The organism is Paenibacillus sp. HB172176 (genome assembly GCF_011947265.1).
In the GTDB taxonomy this organism is placed as follows: domain Bacteria; phylum Bacillota; class Bacilli; order Paenibacillales; family Paenibacillaceae; genus Pristimantibacillus.
In genome coordinates this window covers 119,975-139,822 of record NZ_JAATHD010000001.1, presented here as the reverse complement: position 1 = coordinate 139,822, position 19,848 = coordinate 119,975, and the positions used below count along the sequence as shown (strand labels likewise).

At 52.1% G+C, this 19,848-nt stretch carries 19 protein-coding genes; all 19 read right to left on the bottom strand.

The window, feature by feature from the left end; all coding sequences use genetic code 11:
• Positions 1 to 115: 115 nt before the first annotated feature.
• The 19 genes from HFP08_RS00615 to HFP08_RS00525 all read right to left on the bottom strand — a co-directional run bounded on the left by HFP08_RS00615 (position 116) and on the right by HFP08_RS00525 (position 19,756).
• Positions 116 to 949: a carbohydrate ABC transporter permease gene (locus HFP08_RS00615; protein WP_168118888.1), complete on the bottom strand. Its 834-nt coding sequence runs from the start codon at positions 947 to 949 to the stop codon at positions 116 to 118.
• Between the two features lie 69 nt (positions 950 to 1,018).
• On the bottom strand, positions 1,019 to 1,900 hold the full coding sequence (locus HFP08_RS00610) for a carbohydrate ABC transporter permease (RefSeq protein ID WP_168118577.1): 882 nt from the start codon (positions 1,898 to 1,900) through the stop codon (positions 1,019 to 1,021).
• 85 nt (positions 1,901 to 1,985) lie between these two features.
• On the bottom strand, positions 1,986 to 3,344 hold the full coding sequence (locus tag HFP08_RS00605; protein ID WP_240940982.1) for an ABC transporter substrate-binding protein: 1,359 nt from the start codon (positions 3,342 to 3,344) through the stop codon (positions 1,986 to 1,988).
• Positions 3,345 to 3,461: 117 nt separating this feature from the next.
• Positions 3,462 to 4,955, bottom strand: coding sequence for a response regulator transcription factor (locus HFP08_RS00600; protein WP_168118576.1), 1,494 nt, complete (start codon positions 4,953 to 4,955; stop codon positions 3,462 to 3,464).
• Positions 4,933 to 6,780: a sensor histidine kinase gene (locus tag HFP08_RS00595; RefSeq protein ID WP_168118575.1), complete on the bottom strand. Its 1,848-nt coding sequence runs from the start codon at positions 6,778 to 6,780 to the stop codon at positions 4,933 to 4,935. The genes HFP08_RS00600 and HFP08_RS00595 overlap by 23 nt, the downstream gene beginning before the upstream one ends.
• A 281-nt stretch (positions 6,781 to 7,061) precedes the next feature.
• Entirely contained in the window at positions 7,062 to 7,787 is a 726-nt protein-coding gene (locus tag HFP08_RS00590) for a Fic family protein (protein WP_168118574.1), read from the bottom strand.
• A 533-nt stretch (positions 7,788 to 8,320) separates the two neighbouring features.
• Positions 8,321 to 8,509: a hypothetical protein gene (locus HFP08_RS00585; RefSeq protein ID WP_168118573.1), complete on the bottom strand. Its 189-nt coding sequence runs from the start codon at positions 8,507 to 8,509 to the stop codon at positions 8,321 to 8,323.
• Positions 8,510 to 8,725: 216 nt separating this feature from the next.
• Positions 8,726 to 9,037 (bottom strand): hypothetical protein, encoded by a 312-nt coding sequence (locus tag HFP08_RS00580; protein ID WP_168118572.1) that lies wholly within the window; start codon positions 9,035 to 9,037, stop codon positions 8,726 to 8,728.
• A complete protein-coding gene (locus HFP08_RS00575; RefSeq protein WP_168118571.1) occupies positions 9,034 to 9,756 on the bottom strand; it encodes a helix-turn-helix domain-containing protein in 723 nt (240 codons plus the stop codon). The genes HFP08_RS00580 and HFP08_RS00575 overlap by 4 nt, the downstream gene beginning before the upstream one ends.
• Positions 9,757 to 9,847: 91 nt before the next feature.
• Entirely contained in the window at positions 9,848 to 10,294 is a 447-nt protein-coding gene (locus tag HFP08_RS00570) for a plasmid pRiA4b ORF-3 family protein (protein ID WP_168118570.1), read from the bottom strand.
• A gap of 163 nt (positions 10,295 to 10,457) precedes the next feature.
• Positions 10,458 to 11,282 carry a hypothetical protein gene (locus tag HFP08_RS00565; RefSeq protein WP_168118569.1) on the bottom strand — a complete coding sequence of 275 codons (825 nt, stop codon included), beginning with the start codon at positions 11,280 to 11,282 and terminating at the stop codon, positions 10,458 to 10,460.
• 160 nt (positions 11,283 to 11,442) lie between these two features.
• A complete protein-coding gene (locus HFP08_RS00560; RefSeq protein ID WP_168118568.1) occupies positions 11,443 to 12,402 on the bottom strand; it encodes a GNAT family N-acetyltransferase in 960 nt (319 codons plus the stop codon).
• Positions 12,403 to 12,618: 216 nt separating this feature from the next.
• Positions 12,619 to 13,689 carry a HoxN/HupN/NixA family nickel/cobalt transporter gene (locus HFP08_RS00555; protein ID WP_168118567.1) on the bottom strand — a complete coding sequence of 357 codons (1,071 nt, stop codon included), beginning with the start codon at positions 13,687 to 13,689 and terminating at the stop codon, positions 12,619 to 12,621.
• Between the two features lie 317 nt (positions 13,690 to 14,006).
• The gene (locus HFP08_RS00550) at positions 14,007 to 14,765 is read right to left on the bottom strand and encodes a maleate cis-trans isomerase family protein (protein ID WP_168118566.1); all 759 of its coding nucleotides are present in this window, start codon (positions 14,763 to 14,765) and stop codon (positions 14,007 to 14,009) included.
• On the bottom strand, positions 14,750 to 16,111 hold the full coding sequence (gene allB / locus HFP08_RS00545) for an allantoinase AllB (protein ID WP_168118565.1): 1,362 nt from the start codon (positions 16,109 to 16,111) through the stop codon (positions 14,750 to 14,752). The genes HFP08_RS00550 and allB overlap by 16 nt, the downstream gene beginning before the upstream one ends.
• Positions 16,112 to 16,155: 44 nt before the next feature.
• Entirely contained in the window at positions 16,156 to 17,208 is a 1,053-nt protein-coding gene (locus HFP08_RS00540; RefSeq protein ID WP_168118564.1) for an ABC transporter substrate-binding protein, read from the bottom strand.
• Between the two features lie 48 nt (positions 17,209 to 17,256).
• Positions 17,257 to 18,150, bottom strand: coding sequence for an ABC transporter permease (locus tag HFP08_RS00535; protein ID WP_240940981.1), 894 nt, complete (start codon positions 18,148 to 18,150; stop codon positions 17,257 to 17,259).
• Between the two features lie 14 nt (positions 18,151 to 18,164).
• Positions 18,165 to 18,911, bottom strand: a complete 747-nt coding sequence (locus HFP08_RS00530; protein ID WP_168118563.1) for an ABC transporter ATP-binding protein — start codon at positions 18,909 to 18,911, stop codon at positions 18,165 to 18,167.
• A 134-nt stretch (positions 18,912 to 19,045) separates the two neighbouring features.
• A complete protein-coding gene (locus HFP08_RS00525) occupies positions 19,046 to 19,756 on the bottom strand; it encodes a GntR family transcriptional regulator (RefSeq protein ID WP_240940980.1) in 711 nt (236 codons plus the stop codon).
• Positions 19,757 to 19,848: the final 92 nt, after the last annotated feature.

Below are 19,848 nucleotides of genomic sequence, written 5' to 3'. Positions count from 1 at the left end.
TGGCATTCATCTCCATTGTATCATGCGCCTGCGCAAACAGGCATCCTATCTCATACGAGATAAGATGCCTTTGATTCACTGCAAAGAAGAACATTTTCTCCTCTAATCCGCCGTCCTACCCCTTCACCGCAGCGCTCGACACGCCTTCGATAATGAAGCGCTGACCGACGATGAAGATGAGCAGCATCGGCAGAATGCCGGCTGTGGCGGCTGCCATCATGCCGTTGTAATCCACGTTGAATTCGAGAATAAAATTTTGCAAACCGAGCGGAACCGTGTAGAGATCATCATCCAGCAGGAGGACGAGCGCGTTCTCGTAATCATTCCAATGCCAGGAGAAATCAATGATGAACAGGGTTGCAAGAGCAGGCTTGGCAAGAGGCAGCATCAACCGGAAGAAGATGCGGTAATGCCCCGCTCCGTCAATGAACGCCGACTCAGAAATATCCTTCGGAACCTGCAGCAGGAATTGCCGCATCATGAACACTCCGAAGATGGTGAACATGCCGGGCAGGATAAGCGCCCAATGCGTATTGTAGATGCCCGCCCAGTTGAACATGATGAACTTGGGCACGAACAACACCTGAGGCGGAATCATCATCATCGACAGGTAGAGCAGGAATAATCCGTTTTTCCCCTTGAAGTCGATGCGGGAGAAGCCGTAGCCCGCCATTGAAGCGAACAGCGTCGCGAAGATGGAGGATGTTAGCGATATTTTGATCGAATTCCAGTAATAATGCACAAAGCTGTTCTCGCCGCTCCACACCTTCACATGATGCTCCCATACGAAATGCTTCGGAATCCATTCGATCGGATAGACGAACACCTCCGCAGGCGTCTTGAAGGATGTGCTGATCATCCATAGGAACGGCAGGATCATGATGATTGCAAAGAACAGCATCATGATCGTCATCAGCAGCTTCTTAATGTCGAGAATTGGCGCCTTCATGATCCTGGGGGATGCTCCAAGCTTCGGTGTCGGTGCGGTTGTCGTTCTGTTCAATTGGAACACCTCCTCTTAATAATGAACCCATCGCTTCTGTCCAAACCATTGCAGCAGCGTAATGACCAGGACGAACGCGAACAATACCCATGAAATCGCCGAAGCGTAGCCCATCTCATAATAGCGGAAGGCCGTCTTGTAGACGAACAAGGAAATGATCGTCGTGCTGTCGCCGGGTCCGCCTTGCGTAATCGCTTGAATAATGCCAAAGGTCTTGATGGTCATGATCAGTCCTGTAATGAGCAGCAGGAAGGTGGTCGGACTGACGAGCGGCCAGATGACATGTCTGATTTTATGCCAGGCTCTCGCCCCGTCAATCTCCGCCGCTTCGCTAAGCTCCGGCGAGATTTCCTGCAACGCCGCCAAGTAAATAATCATATTGTAGCCAAGCATGAACCAGATCCAGATGATATCGATCGCGTACATCGACGTATCAAGCGAGGACAGCCAGCCCGGCGGATTGTCGATTCCAATAGAACGCAGCAGTCCGTTGATCGGCCCTTGACTTGGCTGAAACAGCAGCATCCAGACGAACGCAATCGCGATTCCGCTTGTAATGTAAGGCATGAAATAGAAGGCACGAAGCAAGCTTTTCAAATAAACCGATTTGTTCAGCGCCACCGCCACGAAAAAGGCAAGGCCGATGGAGAACGGCACGGAAGCCAGGAAGATCAGCGTGTTCTTGATCGAGGCGTAGAAGGTCGGATCGTCGAACAACCGCGTGAAATTATCCAAGCCGACGAAGGTATAATCCGGCTTCGAGAATTGATAGTTCGTAAAAATCAAATAGAAGGAATAAATGGCGGGCAGGATAAAAAACAGCAGTACCCCAATCATATTCGGCGCAATAAAGACATATCCATTCCAGCTCTGTCTCTGCATCCAGCTCTTCTTCAAGTGTCTCACTCCTTATTGAAGGCGGAAGGAGAAAGAGCGAGCCTCTTTCTCCTTCCGCGATGTTGCTATTGCTTCCGCTGCCGGATTACTTCTGCTTCAGGAAATCATTATGGCGCTTCACCATGTTCGCTGCCGTCTGCTCAGCCGTCTGAGCCCCGAGGAAGAATTTCTCGTATTCCTCACTGCGGATGTCCATCACTTGCTGCGGCAAGCTTCTGACATAGGTCGGAATGTCGTTGCCGAACAGAACGTATTGAAGCGAATCAATATCATAGGTATCGGCATGATCGCCCAGCAGCGCCTTCATCGCGGCATCCGCATCGGCATCCTTCGACGCCGGCAAGCGTCCGCCTGCCGCCATCGGCGCCATTCCGCCGTCCGCGTACCATTTCAAGAATTCCCATGCTTCCGCCGTATACTTCGACTTTGCATTGATCGAGATCATGTCGCCAATGCCGCCGCGCGAGATAAAGTCGGATTCATTCTCCGTCATTCTCGGCACCGGAGCGAATGCGATCGTGAAGTCGCGCGGATAGTCTGTCATGTTGTTCGAGCTTCTCAGCAGCCATGCGCCAATATTGAGGATTGCCGCGTTGCCCTTCAGGAACTCGGCGTCGACCGGCATCTTGGAGGTAAGCTGCTCGCCGTACTTAGGCATGCTCTTATCCTCATCCATCATCGCTTTCATCGTTGACATCCATGCAACGGCAAGCGGATCATCGAGATTCGATGTCCCGTCCGCCTTCAAGTAACCATCCTTCTCCAGCACGGAGTCGAGCGGGTCGGAGAACGGTTCCATATGGGACACATAGCCGTAACGTCCATCGCCCTTCAGCTTATTCGCATATTCGCGCAGCTCATCCCATGTCCAGGACTTCGGAATCTCAAGACCCGCCTCATCCAGCAATTCCTTGTTCAAGGCGACGAAGAACGCGCTCTTTGTCGTCGGAACGCCGTAATATTTGCCGTCTACCTGCCAACCCTTCGCGTCCGCGCCCATCTTCTCATCGATGCTGTAATCGGTGAAGACGCTTAAGTCCATCGCGGCGCCGGATTCAATACGCTTCTGCAGCGCGGTGCTCGTATAGTTGACGAACAGATCCGCGCTTTGTCCGGAGATAAGCGCCGTATCCAGCTTCAGATTGCCGGCGTCATCGTTCACATACCGAACATACTCCACCTGAATCTCGGGATGCTCCTTATTCCAGGCATCCACGACCGCCTGCGGTCCCGATTCGGCTGGAACGCCGCCCCACATCGTCAATTTCACGGGATCCTTGGGCTTATCCGCCGGTTTATCGGTTGCCGCTCCTTCGCTCGGCGCGTTCGTCGCATTCGAGCTTCCTTTATTTCCATTGTTGCCATTGTTGCCGTTGCTTGCGCAGCCCGCCGCCAGCAGCAGGCAAAGCATAAGAATAAGTGCTGTTGCTGTCCATTTTCTCATCTTATCTGTCGACCTCCTCATGAATTCTGTTTTTGTTGACGCTTTCATCGTACATGAAGAAGCCTCCCTCTGATAAGGAAGAGAACTCCCCGATTCGTGGAACAAATCTGCGCGGCTCTATTTCTGCAGCGAACGGCGGTAATCGCCGGGAGTGAGATTTGTTACCCTTTTGAAAATTTTGTTGAAATAATTATCGTTCGCAAAGCCGACCTGCTGCACAATCTGGGATATGGACAAGCCCTTGTCCGCCAGCAGCTCCTGCGCCTTCTGAATGCGTATGCGATGCAGATAGTGAATCATGGTCTCGCCCGTCTTGCGCTTGAAGATGCCGCTGACGTAGTTCTCTCGCATCATGACGTAATCCGCCATCGCTTTCACCGTAATTTCCTCGCGATAATGCTTGTGAAGATACGTAATAATCGCGTTCACCTGGGGATGATCGGTCTGCTTGACGGCCTTCAGCTCGAAATGGTTCAGCGCTTTGCGCATCGCGTCCTTCAGACGGCTCTTCAACTCGCGGTGATACCTGGATTGGGCGACGAACGCTTTCGGGAAGGGCTGATCGAGCACGGTGCTCGACAACTGGAGGAAGCGCTCCGTAAGCAGCTTGACAACCGGCATCGGCGCGCGCTCCCGCGCCAGCATCGCCCATGTCTCGTCCACATAACGTTCGATCCGGCTCATATCGCCGGCATCGATTAGCCGCAGCCATTCGCGTTCCTGCTTCCAGTAGGCCGAGGCCTGTCGGCGGCTGGAACCCGCTGGTTCGGTCGCTGCTTGCTTCTTTATGGCTTGCTCAGTCGCTGATTGACCGCTCACCGCTTGCTTGGTCACTGCTTGCTCGGTTACTGCTTGCTCGGTTACTGCTTGACCATACTCCCCTTGCTCGAAGCGCTCCTCATACCACTCGCAGTCAAGCTCATGAAGCGCCTTTAGCCAGCTCTGCGCGAAGGAAAGAGGAGCTTCTGATTCGGCTGGATGAGGTTCAGCGTTCCAATGAAAGATCGAAGTATGGCCCAGCTTGCTCCATCGGTGTACCGCCTTCGCCGAGGGTTTCGCTTCGGAAACCGCGGCGGCGATCTCCTCTTTGTCGAAGCAGCATGTGATTCGCGCTGACAATTGACCATATTCAGATGGCGGTGCGAGCTCTTCGACGCCTGGAGCATCTCCCCACAGCCGATCCCATTGCTCCTGATAGTAGGCGTCCAATGCCGGCATCGTTTTGACGCTGCGCTCCAGAAGCTCCTTATCGACCTTCATCAGCGTATCCTTCAACGTCTGAAGACTCATGGACAGCTTTAAGATATAATTCGAAGCGCCGTATTCCATCGCTTGTCGGACATAATCGAATTCTCCCGTGCAGGTGAGCATGACGAACCGACTGTCCAGCCCGTCTTCTCTGGCCTTCTTCAGCAGGGTCAGGCCGTCCATCTGCGGCATAATAATATCGCATAGAACCAGATCGGGCTTAAGCTCATGCATGAGAGGCAGCGCTTCGGCTCCGTCGCCCGCTTCGCCGACAACCGAAAAACCGAATTCCTCCCATTTGATCGTTTCCCTGACCGACTCTCGCACGAACACCTCATCCTCAACCAATAGCACCTTCCACATGAGGCGTCCCCCCTTTCTCGTATGGCTCTGCGATCAACAGCGGAATTTCCAATCGGATCTGGGTGCCCTTATCCGAGCTTTGAATCGCAAAGCTGCTGTCCTCCTTATAAATAAGCTGCAGCCGCTCCCGAATGTTGCGAAGGCCAATGCCCGTCGACTTCTGCTTCAGATTCCCCTTCTTCAGAATCGCAGACTGCTCCATCCCCATACCGTTGTCGGCGACGATTAGCTGCAAACGTTCATTCCCTTCCGAAATTCGGATCTGAATCTCGCCCTTGGACTTCCCGTCTGCGCCGAAACCGGCGCTATTGCTCACGCCAGCACCTGGGCTCAGACTCGCAAAAGCATGCTTCACCGCATTCTCAACAAGCGGCTGCAGGCTGAGCTTCGGCACGAGCGCATAGCGCAACGACTCGGAATACGCGTAATTCACTTCAATCTGCTGCTTGTGCTTATACTTCTGAATATGCATGAACGCCTCGATCAGCTTGATTTCCTCATGCAGCGGAATGAGATCGATCTCGGAATTCAGGCTCGTTTCCAGCAAGCTGCCGAGCGCCACCGACACTTCGGCGATATCCGTCGCATCCTTGCGGATCGACAGCCATTTAATAATATTTAATGTGTTTAACAGAAAATGCGGATTAAGCTGCGACAGCAGCATCTGCACATGCACGGCTTCACGCTCGCGCTGCTCCTGCTTCACCCGCTGCAGCAGATCGTTCATATCATCAGTCATCGTATTGAAGGTGCGGGTCAGCTCCAGCACCTCGCCCCGCTTCTTCCCTTCGGAAACCTTCACCTTGAAGTTCTTCGATATTACATCCCTCATCTTCGTCTGCAGATGGGAGAGCGGCTTCGTAATATTTTTGGAGATAATGAAGGTAATCATGATAAAGGCTGCTGTCAGCACGCAGAAGATCAGGAAAAACTGCTGTTTAAGGTCATTAATTTCATGATAGAGCACATCAAGCGGAATCTGCTTCACCATATACCAATCGACGGACTCAATCTTGCTGTAATTAATCATTGTCTCGCTCTGCGGATCCACGAAGAAGCCGCTGCTATCCTCGGAGGCGACCCGCTTCACGATTCTCTCCGACAGCTCGGATCCGCCCGTGCCGCCTACCACTTCGCCCCTCTTCGAGATCAGCGTATAGTTCTGCTCCTCTGGATTGCTGCGTACGATGGACGTCAGCCACTGCGAATAATCCAGACTGATGCGGGCGACGCCATAGGGCTTGTAGGCGCTGTCGGACAGAATCGCATACAGCGAGACAAAGTAAGGACTCGTCGATAAATCCGGGGACACATAATTCGGATCATTATCAACCCACTTGCGGCTGACATTGCCATGAATCAGCTCCTGGTACCAGCTCTCGCTCGTTATCTTCTCGAAGGACAGCCCCTCGCGCGGCATGAAGGAGGAATAGATATTCCCTTGAAAATCGAGCATGGTGAAATACACCTGCGGAACCGTGATGAACATGCTGTTCGTAATGCTTCGGAATTTCTCTTCCATGCGATGCTTATAGGTCAAGGATTGCGGAGGCGGGGGCTGTGTCAGCATCGTTTGAATTTCTTGATCCTGCTCCAGCCATAGCAGTGTCTTGAACGCCACCGCCATGATATCTTCCAGCGATTGATTCATTTGATCGAGCTGGTCATGACTGCGCTCGGCAATCTTGTCCTGCATAATAACCTCGATTTTCTGGAACAAGTAGATATTGAGAATGCCAAAGGGAAGGAGAATAAGCAAAATATAGGATGCGAATAATCGGTTTCTAAGCGTTTGAGGGAATAAGCTCCTCGAGATCGGCTTCATGCTATGACCTCCGCTGCGTGATGTGATGTAATGTCTCCATTATAGCATCTCGCCTCGCGCGGAAACGGCTTTGCTCGAATTGGGTAGTTTTGTTACAGGGGAGCGGAGATTTGTTCTATTGGGGGAAGTGCTGAACAGAAGTAAAGCGCAGTGGCTGCTGGCGAACTGTCTAGGCAGAAAACAGCGAAGCTCAGGTGACGAGAGTTGCCTTCATTCCTGATTGAGGGGCAGATCTCTCTGCCCTAAATGAGGTGAAATTTCTCCGAATAAGCGGCTGAATGTTAGATGAGCTTCAAATAGTGATCAAGCGTCTGTTCCATCGTTTCGGCAATCAATTGGACAAACAAGTGTTGATCGCCAGTTGTGTGCGCATGATCCAGGGCGGTATAATATTCGCTGCGATTCTCTTTGCGAATGACGATAGGCGGGTAGCCGCTCTTCATAAGCTCGAAATTGAGCAATAACCTCGAGGTTCTTCCATTCCCGTCAATAAAGGGATGTATTCCCACAAATTCAATATGAACTCTAGCTGCTCTTTCAATTGGATGCAACTGCTCAGCTTCTTCCTCGTACCAAGCCATTAACTTCTCCATATCAACCTCAACCTGCATGGCATCGGGGGGGACATGGACAGCTCCGCTTATCAACACATTTTCTTTTCGATAAACACCCGCATATTCATCCGCAATGCCTTTCAGAATCAGCCGGTGGATATTCTTAATTTGCCACTCTGATAAACGTTCTTGATTCTTGACGATTTCTTCAATATATAGAATAGCTTCTCTATGATTGATTGCTTCCAAATGTTCAACAATCGTCTTTCCGCCTACGGTAATTCCTTCCAGCGCAACTTTCGTTTCAGATAAGGTTAATGTATTTCCTTCAATGGCATTGGAATGATAAGTCCAGTTAATAATCAAATTCTCGCGAATGCTTCTTAATGTATGTACGGGGAAAGGTCTCTTACTGTCAAGAATCCTCTTTTTCTTATCAATTGGATCGAACATGGGGATTGCACCGTCCCTCTCACGTCAGACTATTGGAATTAATGCCCATTATATCACATAGGAAGGGCTTCTCAAATGTGAACAACACCTGAGAACTAAGCATCCATCATTCGAGGGCGAGTGTGATACCTTCGTATGAGCAGGATTTTCTCCTTTAGAGTTCAATTTCGGTGGATGAACTGGATTTTCTCCAGTATATGCCTCAATATTTCGCTGAATTTTTAATTATACTGGAATTACTCCAGCTTATCGCTGCTTCATCACATCATTTGGGCATGTAAGACGAAATAAGAAGGACAAATTCCAGTACATTTGTAAAAATGGCTTCGATCTAGGAAATAAGCTGGAGAAATTCCAGTTCCTTTCGCTGAAAAATGAACATCATTAGCATTCTGGTCAAATGTCATCGGCAATTCAGCAATTCAGCAATTCAGCAATTTGTCAATCCAGCAATTCAGCAATTCAGCAATTCGTCAATCCAGCAATCCCTGCAACAGCAAGAAAGCAGAAAAAGCCGCCAACGGCGGCTTTCCCTACTTGCGGCGATTCTTGGTGATGCGGGTGTACATCAGCAGCGCGGTAAGAATCATCGCGATGAAGCCGATATTCTCGGCCGAGGCCTTCTCCATGCCAAAGACCATGCATAGATTGGTCACCAGGCTCTTGGCCAGAAACGCCGTGACAATGAGCAAAATCGGACGGATGAAATTATATCTTTTCAAATGCCATTAAACCCCTTTCCATTCACACTACGCTGTTGGATACTGTCCAATTACGATCTACTTGCAATCGCTTTCTATCAGTATACCATCCCACGCCTGCGAATTCCTTCCTACCGCTTCAATACGCAGAGGACGGACAGGGGTTGCGGTTTTTAACTTCTTTGGCCAGGCCAAGGACTTATATGCAAACTGCTCCCTTCAGAATTTGTGCAAACCCTAGAATGAGCTAAATAGATCAAACTCCCCTTCAAATGTTCTGCCCACGTGCTGCAGCCGCTCAGCAGCCCTTTCGCCTTGCTGCTCCCGCTGCAGCTCCAGCTCCCAGAATACCGGGAACCGCCTGCTGACATCCAGCTTGATCAGCTCCGGCGGCGCAAGCACGATCCACTGGAAATGCAGGTTCTCGGCAATCGCGAAGATGGGATCGAGAATATGCGGCGACACCGCTTGTTCGAACGGATTGTCAAGAATGAGCACCGACCACATCCTCGTCTGACGAAGCTGCCGCTTATGCGTCATCAGCATCATCTAGGCCGCGCGATCCGTCCACATATCCCGCGCTTGCTCCGCCTTCGCCATGTCGTCCGACACATAAGGCTATTCATCGCCTGCATGACCTCTTGTATCCTTTCCTTTGTTGCACCATAATACTCATGACGTTCATCGCGTGAAACCTGAGCCTCAGAGACATTTAATCGAGCGGCAAGCTCTTGTTGGCTTATTCCAGTATAAATTCTATAGGCAACAAGCGCTTTACCTATATCAATTAATTTAATAGTCGGATGGCCCCACATCATGGCCCCGTGTATGCACCAGTCCTCCAAGAATGGCTCAATCATCTCATAAAGATCGACAACCTGAAAGCATGAAACCCTCATTTTGCTCCATTTTTCAAGCATTTCCCTCTCCGCGCCGGAATACCTCGCGCCCCGTTCTTCCAGAAAGCAGTCAATTCCACGCATACCATTGTCATACTGTCGGAAGAAAAACTCTTTCATGTTGCCGAGCCCTTCTTTCATATTGCCCATAGAAGAGTCGAATAGGTTATATTTTTGATGATCAAAAGCCCATTCTCCGCCATTTTTCTGTGCCAAGAACGTATACAGATCTCTTGTCAATTTGTATTTCCGATCGAAAAAATGCTGCTCCTTCACCTGTCTCGCCTGATCTTCCGATTGCTTCACCAGACAGCATTGCTTATATTTCTTCCCGCTTCCGCAAGGACAAGGATCGTTCCTTCCTGCCATGTTCTACATTCCTCAAAAAATAGTAGTCAATAAATAATTGCTGTCTGCTCCCAGCACTGCTGCGACGGGATGGTCACATCCAGACTGTTCATCAATCCTCATCATCATCATCGAATCCACCGTACTGATCAGGAGCAACTCCTTTCGATTCCAAGATTACAGGCAATTTCTTGCCTCCCAAGTCTTTATCCTCCAAGTATTGAACGATAAATCTCCACTCATCGCCATAATCGAACAACAGGAGCATCTTTTGCTTGGTAGAATGAAACACTTTGCTTACTTTCGCCTGCTTCACGCCTGGAAAATTCATTTCTTCGCCCATATCAGCGAACAGCTCGTATCCAACCTGTGATCGAGTCCAGTCTTTCAAATTATCATAGAAGCCAAAGGAATGATCCATTCCAAAATCAAACGCAGACAATGCGATTGACGCTAGATCATACAAGCTCGCATGCTCTCCAATAGCAATCTTGCGGTAAGGCTTGCCGCGCACCCCTCCATTCCAATCTGTCATTGTAACCTTAAATAGCTTTGCCATTTCGATTGAACCTCCTTCTCGACTAATCTCAATTCTATCTCTAACCTATGCCCCGTGGCATAACGCAGGATCCAGCTCGGCAAGCTGTCTGCGCGTGAGATGATTCATGATTTGCTCATACAATCCGGTTTTCATTGTACGACCTCCGCCGGGCATTCGTCCTTCAATCCCGCTTCTGTATCTTGCTCGGATTATTGATCTTGTAAGGCACCGGATGCTTCGTCAGCTTCTTGGCTGCAATCTTGGCGTCGAATTCCAGCGTATCGCCGATCTCCAGCTCCAGCTTCTTAAGCGTGGCGCTGTGGCTCGACCAGGCAACGCCGACTTCAAGGGCCGGGTCCGCAATCGCGACCGCTTCATAGATGACCACTTCATCCTCTTCCTCCGTAAAATGATTAGGAACACTCGTGAATTCCTTCACGGTAGCCGTCATGCGAACCTTATCCGCGGGAAGCTCGAGCTTCTGCTTCTTGCCGCTCTTCGCCGCCTTGGGCTTTGCAGCCGTATCCGCACTAGCCGCCGACTTCGCTTCGGTTCTCATCGCCGCTGCGTCTTCAGCCTCTTTCTTCTCCGCGGTCTCGACCGAAGCGCCGGCCGCTGCGCTTGCCACGGACTCGGCCTCCTCCTTCTTCTGCCCGGCATCCCCGGACTTCTCTTCAATCCCATCCGAGCCTGCAACTTCCGATACCGCCGCCGAAGTCGACGGATCCGTCGATTGCCGCCCAAAGGCCGCGGCCTGCATCTCTTTCAAATAAGAGGGATGAATACAATGCCGCTGGCCGTTCTCGAAGGCAATGACCGCCGTCACCCCATCCACATAACCAACGATTTCGCAGGGAAGCGCTTCTCCTGCCTTCTTATAGCTGAACGTCTTCGACTTGGTTGCCTTCTGAGACAGCAGTCCCCACGCCTGACATTTTTCAACTTGTTCCTCGACAGTGTCGAAGGCTGTATATTCTATTGGTTCTATAGCATAAGCGAGTTCCATTCATAAACCACCTTTCTTCATTATTTCATATTTTACCATAGCTGCCTTCGGGACGCAGGATCCCCAAACGGAAAAAGCCTGCCACAATTAAATAGTGACAAGCTTCTTCACCGAGCTCTATCCCATTAACAGGTCTGCTATGCCCGTTTACCCTGCAAGCTTACAGCGCCTTCGAATAGGATTCATACGACTTCCACACGCGATATCCATGCTTCTCATAGAAAGCAACCAGCGTCGTCCAGTCAATGACGATATGGCGAATGCCTCTCTCCCTGAGGAAATGAATGCCCGCTTGCACGATGCCGAGTCCGAAGCCCCTGCCTTGACAGGTCTGGTCAACGCCGAGCGGCCCGACGCCCCCGAGCTCCTCCTCGAATAATGGCGCCCAATAGGTGTTCTGGGCAATAACCGGCGAAGAGCCGTCATTAATGCGGCAGAAGCCGATAATGCGGCCCTCCTCTTCAATAACCGCGAATTCGCGCCCCGTTCCTCCATGTTCGAAGTAACACATCGCCTCATATTCCCAGCGCCCGGGGAAGCAGCGATGCAGAAATTCCAGCAATCCGTCCTTATCCTCTTTCTCCAGCAAGCGATAGATGACGCCCTCATGCTCAGGGAGCTGGATTGCCTCCTTCTCCTCATAATCCGCAAGCAGATCGTTCTCCAGGCGTTCGTCGTTCTTATACCCCTTAGCTTCCAGCCAGTCGCTGACATCCGCATATTCAGTCGGCACTCCGGGGAAATAATGCCAGGGATCGCGGCCGATCAGAATTTTGACAGCGCCATGCTCCTTCAATGCCGTCTCTGCCCGCTTCAGCAGCTCGCTTCCGACGCCTCGACCGCGATAATCGCGGTCGACCAGCAGCACCTGAATCCATCCCGCGCCTGCTCCCAGAGCGAACTCTCTCTCTTCTTGCCACAGCTTTGCGACGATAAAGCCGATGAGCTTGCCGCTCGCTTCATCGACGGCCATCCACGAGCCATCCTGCAGCACATTGCTGTCCTCGAAGCTGTTTTGCTCGAATAATTGCTCGCGCATCGGGAACTGGGTTCCGAGCTCTTTATTCCACAACTCGCAAATTTCTGTTAATTTCGTTTGAGACAATGGCAAATAACGCATAGCAAATCTCCTCCTGATGATACGTATTCTTCTTGATGTCGTTTATTCTTGCTAACGCAATTCTCTCTGGCGCCACTAGACAGACGCCGATTTCCCACACGCCATCGTTCACGCGCCTACGAAACATTGTACTACAATGAAAGGACCGCCTCCAGCAGATGCCCAAGCACCCCCGCAGCCGGCCCTCCTCAACCCTTCAACGCGTCAATCGAAAACTTATCCCGAACGCGTCCACTTCGTCTCGATCTTCATATATTTCCAGATGCCATAGGAAGCTGCCCATGACAGCATGAATACGCCAACCAGCAAATAACCGATAATGCCGAAATCAATGCCTTGCACCCAGCTCCAAATGCCGCCGCTTAAATCAAAATTCTCCGACAGCACCTGAGCTAGCTCTACTCCCCCGATGATCAGCGCGGCGATGACGGACACGCCCGTGACGCTGAGGTTATAGTATACCTTGCGAAGCGGCGTGCGGAACGCCCACTTGTATGCCGTCGTCATGAAGATGCCGTCCGCGGTATCGAACAAGCTCATTCCCGCGGTGAACAGCAGCGGCAGCGCCAATATGCCCGTGATTGGTATGGCATTCTGCGCGGCGCCCGCCGTAATCGCCATAAGCGCGACCTCGCTGGCCGTATCGAAGCCAAGCCCGAACAGGAAGCCGATCGGATACACATGCCAGCTTTTGTTAACGAATTTGAAGAGCGGACTCAGCAGGCGGGCGAAAAATCCGCGCGAATGCAGAAGCTCCTCCAGCTTCTCCTCGCTATGCTCGCTGTGACGCATGCCGCGAAACACTTTGTAAATATTCATGAAGATGACAAGATTCAAGACTCCCATCAACACCAGGAATACGCCTGACACCGATGCTCCGATTACGCCGCCAATCTCCTCCATGATCGGCAGATTATCCGCCGCCCATTTGGCCGCGAATGCCGTAGCAACAGCCATGCAGAATACGACGGAGGAATGCCCCAAGGAAAAGTAAAAGCCGACTCCCGTCGCGCTTCTTTTCTGCTGCACAAGCTTCCGAACCGTGTTGTCGATCGCCGCGATATGATCAATATCGAAAGCATGCTTCATGCCCAGCGTGTAAGCAACGATGCCTAGTCCGATTAATTCCGGATAGCTTGGCAGCGAGATAACCCACAGCAGGATGCCGGCGATATGCAGCGCGGCGACCGCGATCGCGTAGCCTATCCAATTGCCTTTCACCCTCGCATCCTGTACTCGCTTGCTTTGTTCTCCCTTGCTTTGTTTTCTTATGCCTTGTTCTTTCATTTCCCCAAGCCCCCGCTCCTTTGTTTATCTGTGCAAGCCTCACCAATTACATAACACATTTGCTTATGATCGTAGCACTTTACAGAGACAAAGTGTATCTTTTTTTATGAAAATGACATTGAACGCTCCAAGTCGCTTTTTACGACTTACTGACCTTGTTGCCGTTCCAGCCAAAGCAAAAAGCGCCCGCTGACCGCACACTTCTTCAAGTGTTCAGCCATGGGCGCTCGTGTACCTGTGTCGCCTTCTGATGCTTTTGTACCTGTGCGGCATTCTCTTCCTCTCAACCTTGCATGCCCGAATAAAGCTCACACGAACTAGTCGAATATCCGCCCCCAATTCGCAGCCATGCCGGAGCTCCGGGGCAGCCCGAAGCGCTCGAGAAGCGACCGCACCGACGCCGATACGGTATCGATGACGAGAGAAATACCCTCCTCTTCAAGCCGGGCAGCTAGCGGCGCCGCCAGCACATTCGTACCCAGCGTGACAAGGGCGTCGTACTCACCTTCCCATTCGCCCGCTAACAATCGAGCTTCGCGCAGCAGCTCTTCGCGAGTAATGCCGCTTAATTGATGATTGTCCGCTATCGCAAAGGTTCGCCAGCCTGCGCAAGCGATTCCCTTCTTGCGAAAGCCCGATTCCACGCGGTGCATCAAGTCCGGCGTATAGCCCGCAAGGATTGCAATCCGTTGCGCCTTATAGCGGGTCAATACCGCATAAAGATCAAGGATCGAGGTCGTTGCGGCAATGCCCGTCGCCTGCTCGATCCGCTCGCATAAGCGAGCATCCGCCTCTGCATGAAGCCACGCTCCGGAAGTCGCGGCGTACAGAATGAGATCCACCTTGGCATCCGCCAGCAGCGAAGCGCCTTCAAGCATCGGCTTCTCGTCGAACTGATCTGCGGCATCCCATGTTATGGTCGTCACTCGGAAGCGGCTGACATGCAGGCAAAGCTCCTCCCGGTACGGCGCGAGCATCGCAGCGAACAGAGGCTCCGCCACCGTATTGCTGGAGGGAAGCAGCAAGCCGATTCGCTTCGGCCGTCTCCTCAGCAGCGTCTCTATACCTTGATCCATTTGCCGCGAGCCTCCCGCTCCACTCCCGTCGATTGACGATAGACGACTCGCCCCCGACTGACAGAAGCCATCACGCGCGATTGAACCTCCATCCCGACATAGGGGCTGTGTTTATGCTTATACGCAATCTCCTCCGCGCTAATGCTGCGTTTATGCTTCAAATCTATGATAGCGAGATCCGCATCCCCGCCAAGCGCAATAACACCCTTTCGAGGAAACAGCCCAAAGCGCTTGGCCGGATTCTCGGCTGTCCACTCGGCAATTCGCGACAGCGGCAAGCCTCTGCGAATATGGCCGTGATCAAGCATCAGCTCCAGAGAAAACTGGCAGCCGCTTATCCCTCCCCACGCATCGAACATATTATCCTTCCGCTTCATCTCGATCGGACAAGGCGAGTGATCCGAGCTGATCATATCGATCTTCCCCGCGGCAAGAGCATCCCAAAGCCGCTCTCTCTCCGAGGAACTGCGCAGCGGGGGAGCGCATTTGGCCACAGCTCCGAGCCGCGCCAAATCCTCCTCGCTGAGAACGAGATAATGCGGACAGGTCTCGAGCGTAGCATCGATTCCCCTTTCGCGAGCGCGCATGATCATATCGCAAGCCTCCGCCGTGCTGATATGAACGAAATGAAGCCGGCAGCCGGTTAGTTCCGCCATGAGCAGCGCTTGACCTACCGCGTCCAGCTCGCATATTGGCGGTCTTGATTCCGAATAGGCCCGCGCCGAGCCGTACGCATAGTTCAATTCATAGAGCGGCCCCAGCAGCTCCTGCTTCTCCGCGTGCAAAGCCAGAATTTTGCCCGTTTTCGCAATTTCCTTCATGCCGTTAAACAGCTCCAGCGCCTCCACATTGCGAAACTCGTCCTCGCCGGTAGAGGCTGGCGCGGACATGAACGCCTTGAAGCCCGCGACGCCGCCTGCGGCGAGCGAAGTCAGATGCTCTCCATTCCCGGGAACAAGTCCGCCCCAAAGCAGGAAGTCGACAATCGACTCGCGCTCGCCGAGCTCCCCTTTGCGCATCAGAATATCCGCATTCACCGTCGGAGGAACGCCGTTAAGCGGCATGTCAATATAGGTCGTCACGCCGCCGGCGGCAAGGGAGGCCGAGCCGGAGGCGAAGCCTTCCCAATGCGCGAAGCCCGGTTCGTTGAAATGCGTGTGCACATCGATCATGCCGGGCATGACAACCATTCCGTCAGCCTGAAGCAGCTCTTCCGCTCCCTCGGACGCAAGCTCATCTTCCAACGCGCAGATTACGCCGCTCCGAACGCCGATATCCATCACCCTCGCCTGTCCGCCGCTGACGACAACTCCGCCTTTTACAAGTAAATCGAAAGTTTCGCTCATCTTGTTCGCATCCTTTGCCAGCCCGAGTTCAACTCGCATTCCGATTACTTGAACTCCGCTTTAATCTTGTCCGGACTGATTTCCTTGAATAAGCTAAGATCGATATAATCGCTGTATGGAGGTATGCTCTTAATGTTGCCCTGCTTCATCTCGTAATCGAATACCGCCTGCCCGTTGCTCTGATTCACGAACGCGTCGTCAACCTCCATGCTGTACGCATTTCGGTTCATAATTTCCGTCAACTCGGCTTCCTCCAGATGCAGCTCAGGCGCCAGAAGCTTGACCGCGTCCTCCCGATGCTCGTTAATGTAATCCGTCGCTTTCTCCAGCGCTCGCAGCACAGCTTTGATCGTATTTGGATTCTCGCTCAAATAATCGTCGGTCACTTGAATCGTCGTATGCACGCTCATCCACGACACATCGCCCTCAGCGCCGGGAATCTCGCTTTTTGTGCCGCTGAACATGAATTTTCCGCCCATCGCGATCCCTTTCGTAATCCACGGCTCCCAGCATGCCATAAAGTCGATCTGTCCCTTGTCGAGCGCAGTAACCGCATCGCTTGGCGCAATATTGACCAGCTTGATTTTATCCTTATCCACGCCGTATTCCTTCGCCATATTATCGATGGCGATCATCACGTCGGCGCCGCTCGGGATACCGATTGTCTTCCCTTCAAAGTCCTTCGGACTGTTCACCACCGTGTTCTTGCCGGCTACAACCGCCTGCGTTCCCGCGATTTGCGCCAGAGGAGCAACGATCTTCACCTTCACGCCGTTCGAAGCCATAATGAAATCGCCGAAATTCGTCTGGAAGCTGACCGGCGCGCTTCCGCCCGCGATCATGCCGAGCATGTCGGGACCGCTCTCGATAAGCTGATTGGTCACCTCGAGCCCCTCGTCCTTGAAATAGCCCAGCTTATCCGCAATAATTTGCTGGGACGAAATTTGCGCGTCGCGTACGCCTACGAGCGTAAGCTTCGTTGTCTCCAGCTCGCCCTCTTCGTCGTTCTCCTTATTATTCGTGCTGCAAGCCCCCAGAGCTGTCGTCACAAGAAGTAGAATAACAGAAAGAATGCCAATGCTTTTCCATGTTTTCATCGTTTCTCCTCCACTCTCTTTTTAGGTAATGACAGAATATTCAGACTTTTATTTCTCCACAGCTCCGTGAATCCCGTTCTCTCTCCACGAGAGAAGCCTCCTCTCCACCCACTTCAGCAATAAGGAAAACAAGCTGTATTCAAGCCCGATCAGGATGATGGCGACGAACATATTCGTCAGCTTGAAGTAATTCCTCGCATCCACGATGATATAACCCAGACCCGTGCGAGCCCCCATCATCTCGGAAACAATCAGGGAAGAGAACGTAAGGCCGAGACTGACTTGCATGCCAACCAAAATATGAGGTACCGCCGATGGCAGAATAACCTTTCTGAAGATTAAGCCCTGCGAGGCTCCCAGACTTAATGCGGAGCGAATATAATTCGCATTCACCGACTTCAGTCCATCGAGCGTATACATGAGCACCGGAATAAAGGTGGTCCAGGCGATGAGCAGAATTTTCGGGAATTCGCCTATGCCGAACCAGATGATGAAGAACGGCAGCAGCGCCAGCGCCGGAATGGGGCCCACCAGATTCAAAATCGGACTGATCCAATTCTCCACAGCTCTCGAACGGCTCATGACCATGCCAAGCAGAATGGCAATCGCGCAGCCAATCACAAAGCCGATTAAGATTCTCTCCGTGCTGTGAATGACGCTGCTGAGAATAATGCCCTGCTTAGCCAGCTCGATGCCTTCCGCAATCGTCGCTGACGGCGTCGGCAGGAAGACCGGATTGAAGAACTCCGCTCCTTCATTCCATCGGCTGAATCCTTCCCAACACAAGAAGAACAACAGGATGGGAAGCCAGGGGAACATATAGGGGTAGGCGCGTTTATTGCGGCCTCCTGCTCCTGTCGCAGGAGCCTTGCTGTTGCCGGAGACCATCTCGGGCGCCTGCTTGTGAATCATGACATAACCTTTTCCCGTCGAAGAATTCATGCTTGACCCCCCCCTCAGCTTATACGTTCCGATACGGAATCTTCGATCAGAATCGCTTCAATCTCGGCAAGCAGCGACGAGAATTCGGAATCCTGATGCGAACGGGGAAACGGCAGATCGAGCTGATACATCGCCGCGATATCGCCATCCTTCATCACGATCACCTTATTCCCGAGATGAATCGCTTCGCTGATGCTATGGGTGATGAAGATGACCATCGTCCGCAGCTCCATCCATATCCGCTGCAGCTCCCGTCTCATCGTATCCCTTGTCAATATATCGAGCGCGCCGAACGGCTCATCCATCAGCAGAATGTCCGGTCCGCCGGCAAGAGCTCTGGCAATGCCGACCCGTTGCTTCATTCCGCCTGACAGCGATGAAGGATATTGCTCCGCATAACGCTCGAGTCCAACCAGCTTCAAATACTGCCGCGCCTTGCGCTTCGCGTCCTCCTTGGGAATTCCTTGCGCCTCGGGACCGAACGCCACATTGTCGAGAACGGAGTACCAGGGGAACAGCGCATGATCCTGGAACACCACTCCTCTCTCCTTCGACGGACCCGACACATTCATCCCATTGACCTGAATCGTCCCTTCATCGGGCCTCAGATACCCCGCGATCAGATTGAGCAAGGTGGATTTCCCGCAACCGCTGTGACCAAGAATGCATACGAATTCATGCGGCTCCACCGCGAAGCTGATATCCTTCAATACCGGCTTCGCGCCGTAAGACTTTGACACATGGTTAATGACCAACGACATTCCGCGCACCTCCATCCAAGAAATGTAACGCATTCTTCCATGCCAGCTTCTGCTTGCAGCCTCAGCTCCTCTCGTAAGAATTGCCTTCCATATCGCATCCAAGATTGTATACAATCCACGGGTAAAAAAAAGAATTATTTCATTTGCATTTGCATTTGCATTTGCATTTGCGGCGCTCGCGGCTTGAAAATATCACTAAGCGCCGCAGCCGAACCCGTCTCCGCAAAGTTCAAGCCCGCTTCCAGTTCCCTCAAATGCTCTTCCATCCATGAGGCAGCCTTGGCCGCGTCGCCTTCCTCAACAGCGGTCAGAATCCGCTCATGATCGTGACAGCATCGCTGATACTTCTCGCCGTAAAGCGCGATAATGACATACGTTAAGGAAACAAGCTCCTCGACATATTTGCCGATGAATCCATTTCCGGTCAACTCCGCAAGCTTTACGTGGAAATCGCCCGTAACCCGCAATACGCCGAGCGCGTCTTGCTTGCCGTGGGCTTCCTTCTCCTCTCGCAGCATGTCTCGAAGCTTCTCGATTTGGGCGACCTTCCGATACCGGCAAGCCTCCTTGATTGAGGAAACCTCGAGCAGCCTCCTTGCCTCGAATACCTGCTTGGCTTCCTCGACGGTCGGATGGCTGACGAAGGTTCCCTTATAAGGAATCACCGTAAGCAGCTTCTCCCCCGCCAGCTTTCGAAGCACATGTCTGACCGGCGTGCGGCTGACCCCGAACGATTCCGCGATAACCTCCTCCACCAATTGCATATTCGGTCTTAGCTTCCCATCCAGGATTGCGGACTTGATGGCATTGTAGATTTCGACTTCATTCGCTGGCTGCAATTTCACGACCTCCATCCCGATTCTAATTGCATTATATAGTCCGGATTAAATCATGTAAACTATAATGACATGGATCGTTATATTTTCGTCAGTAATGA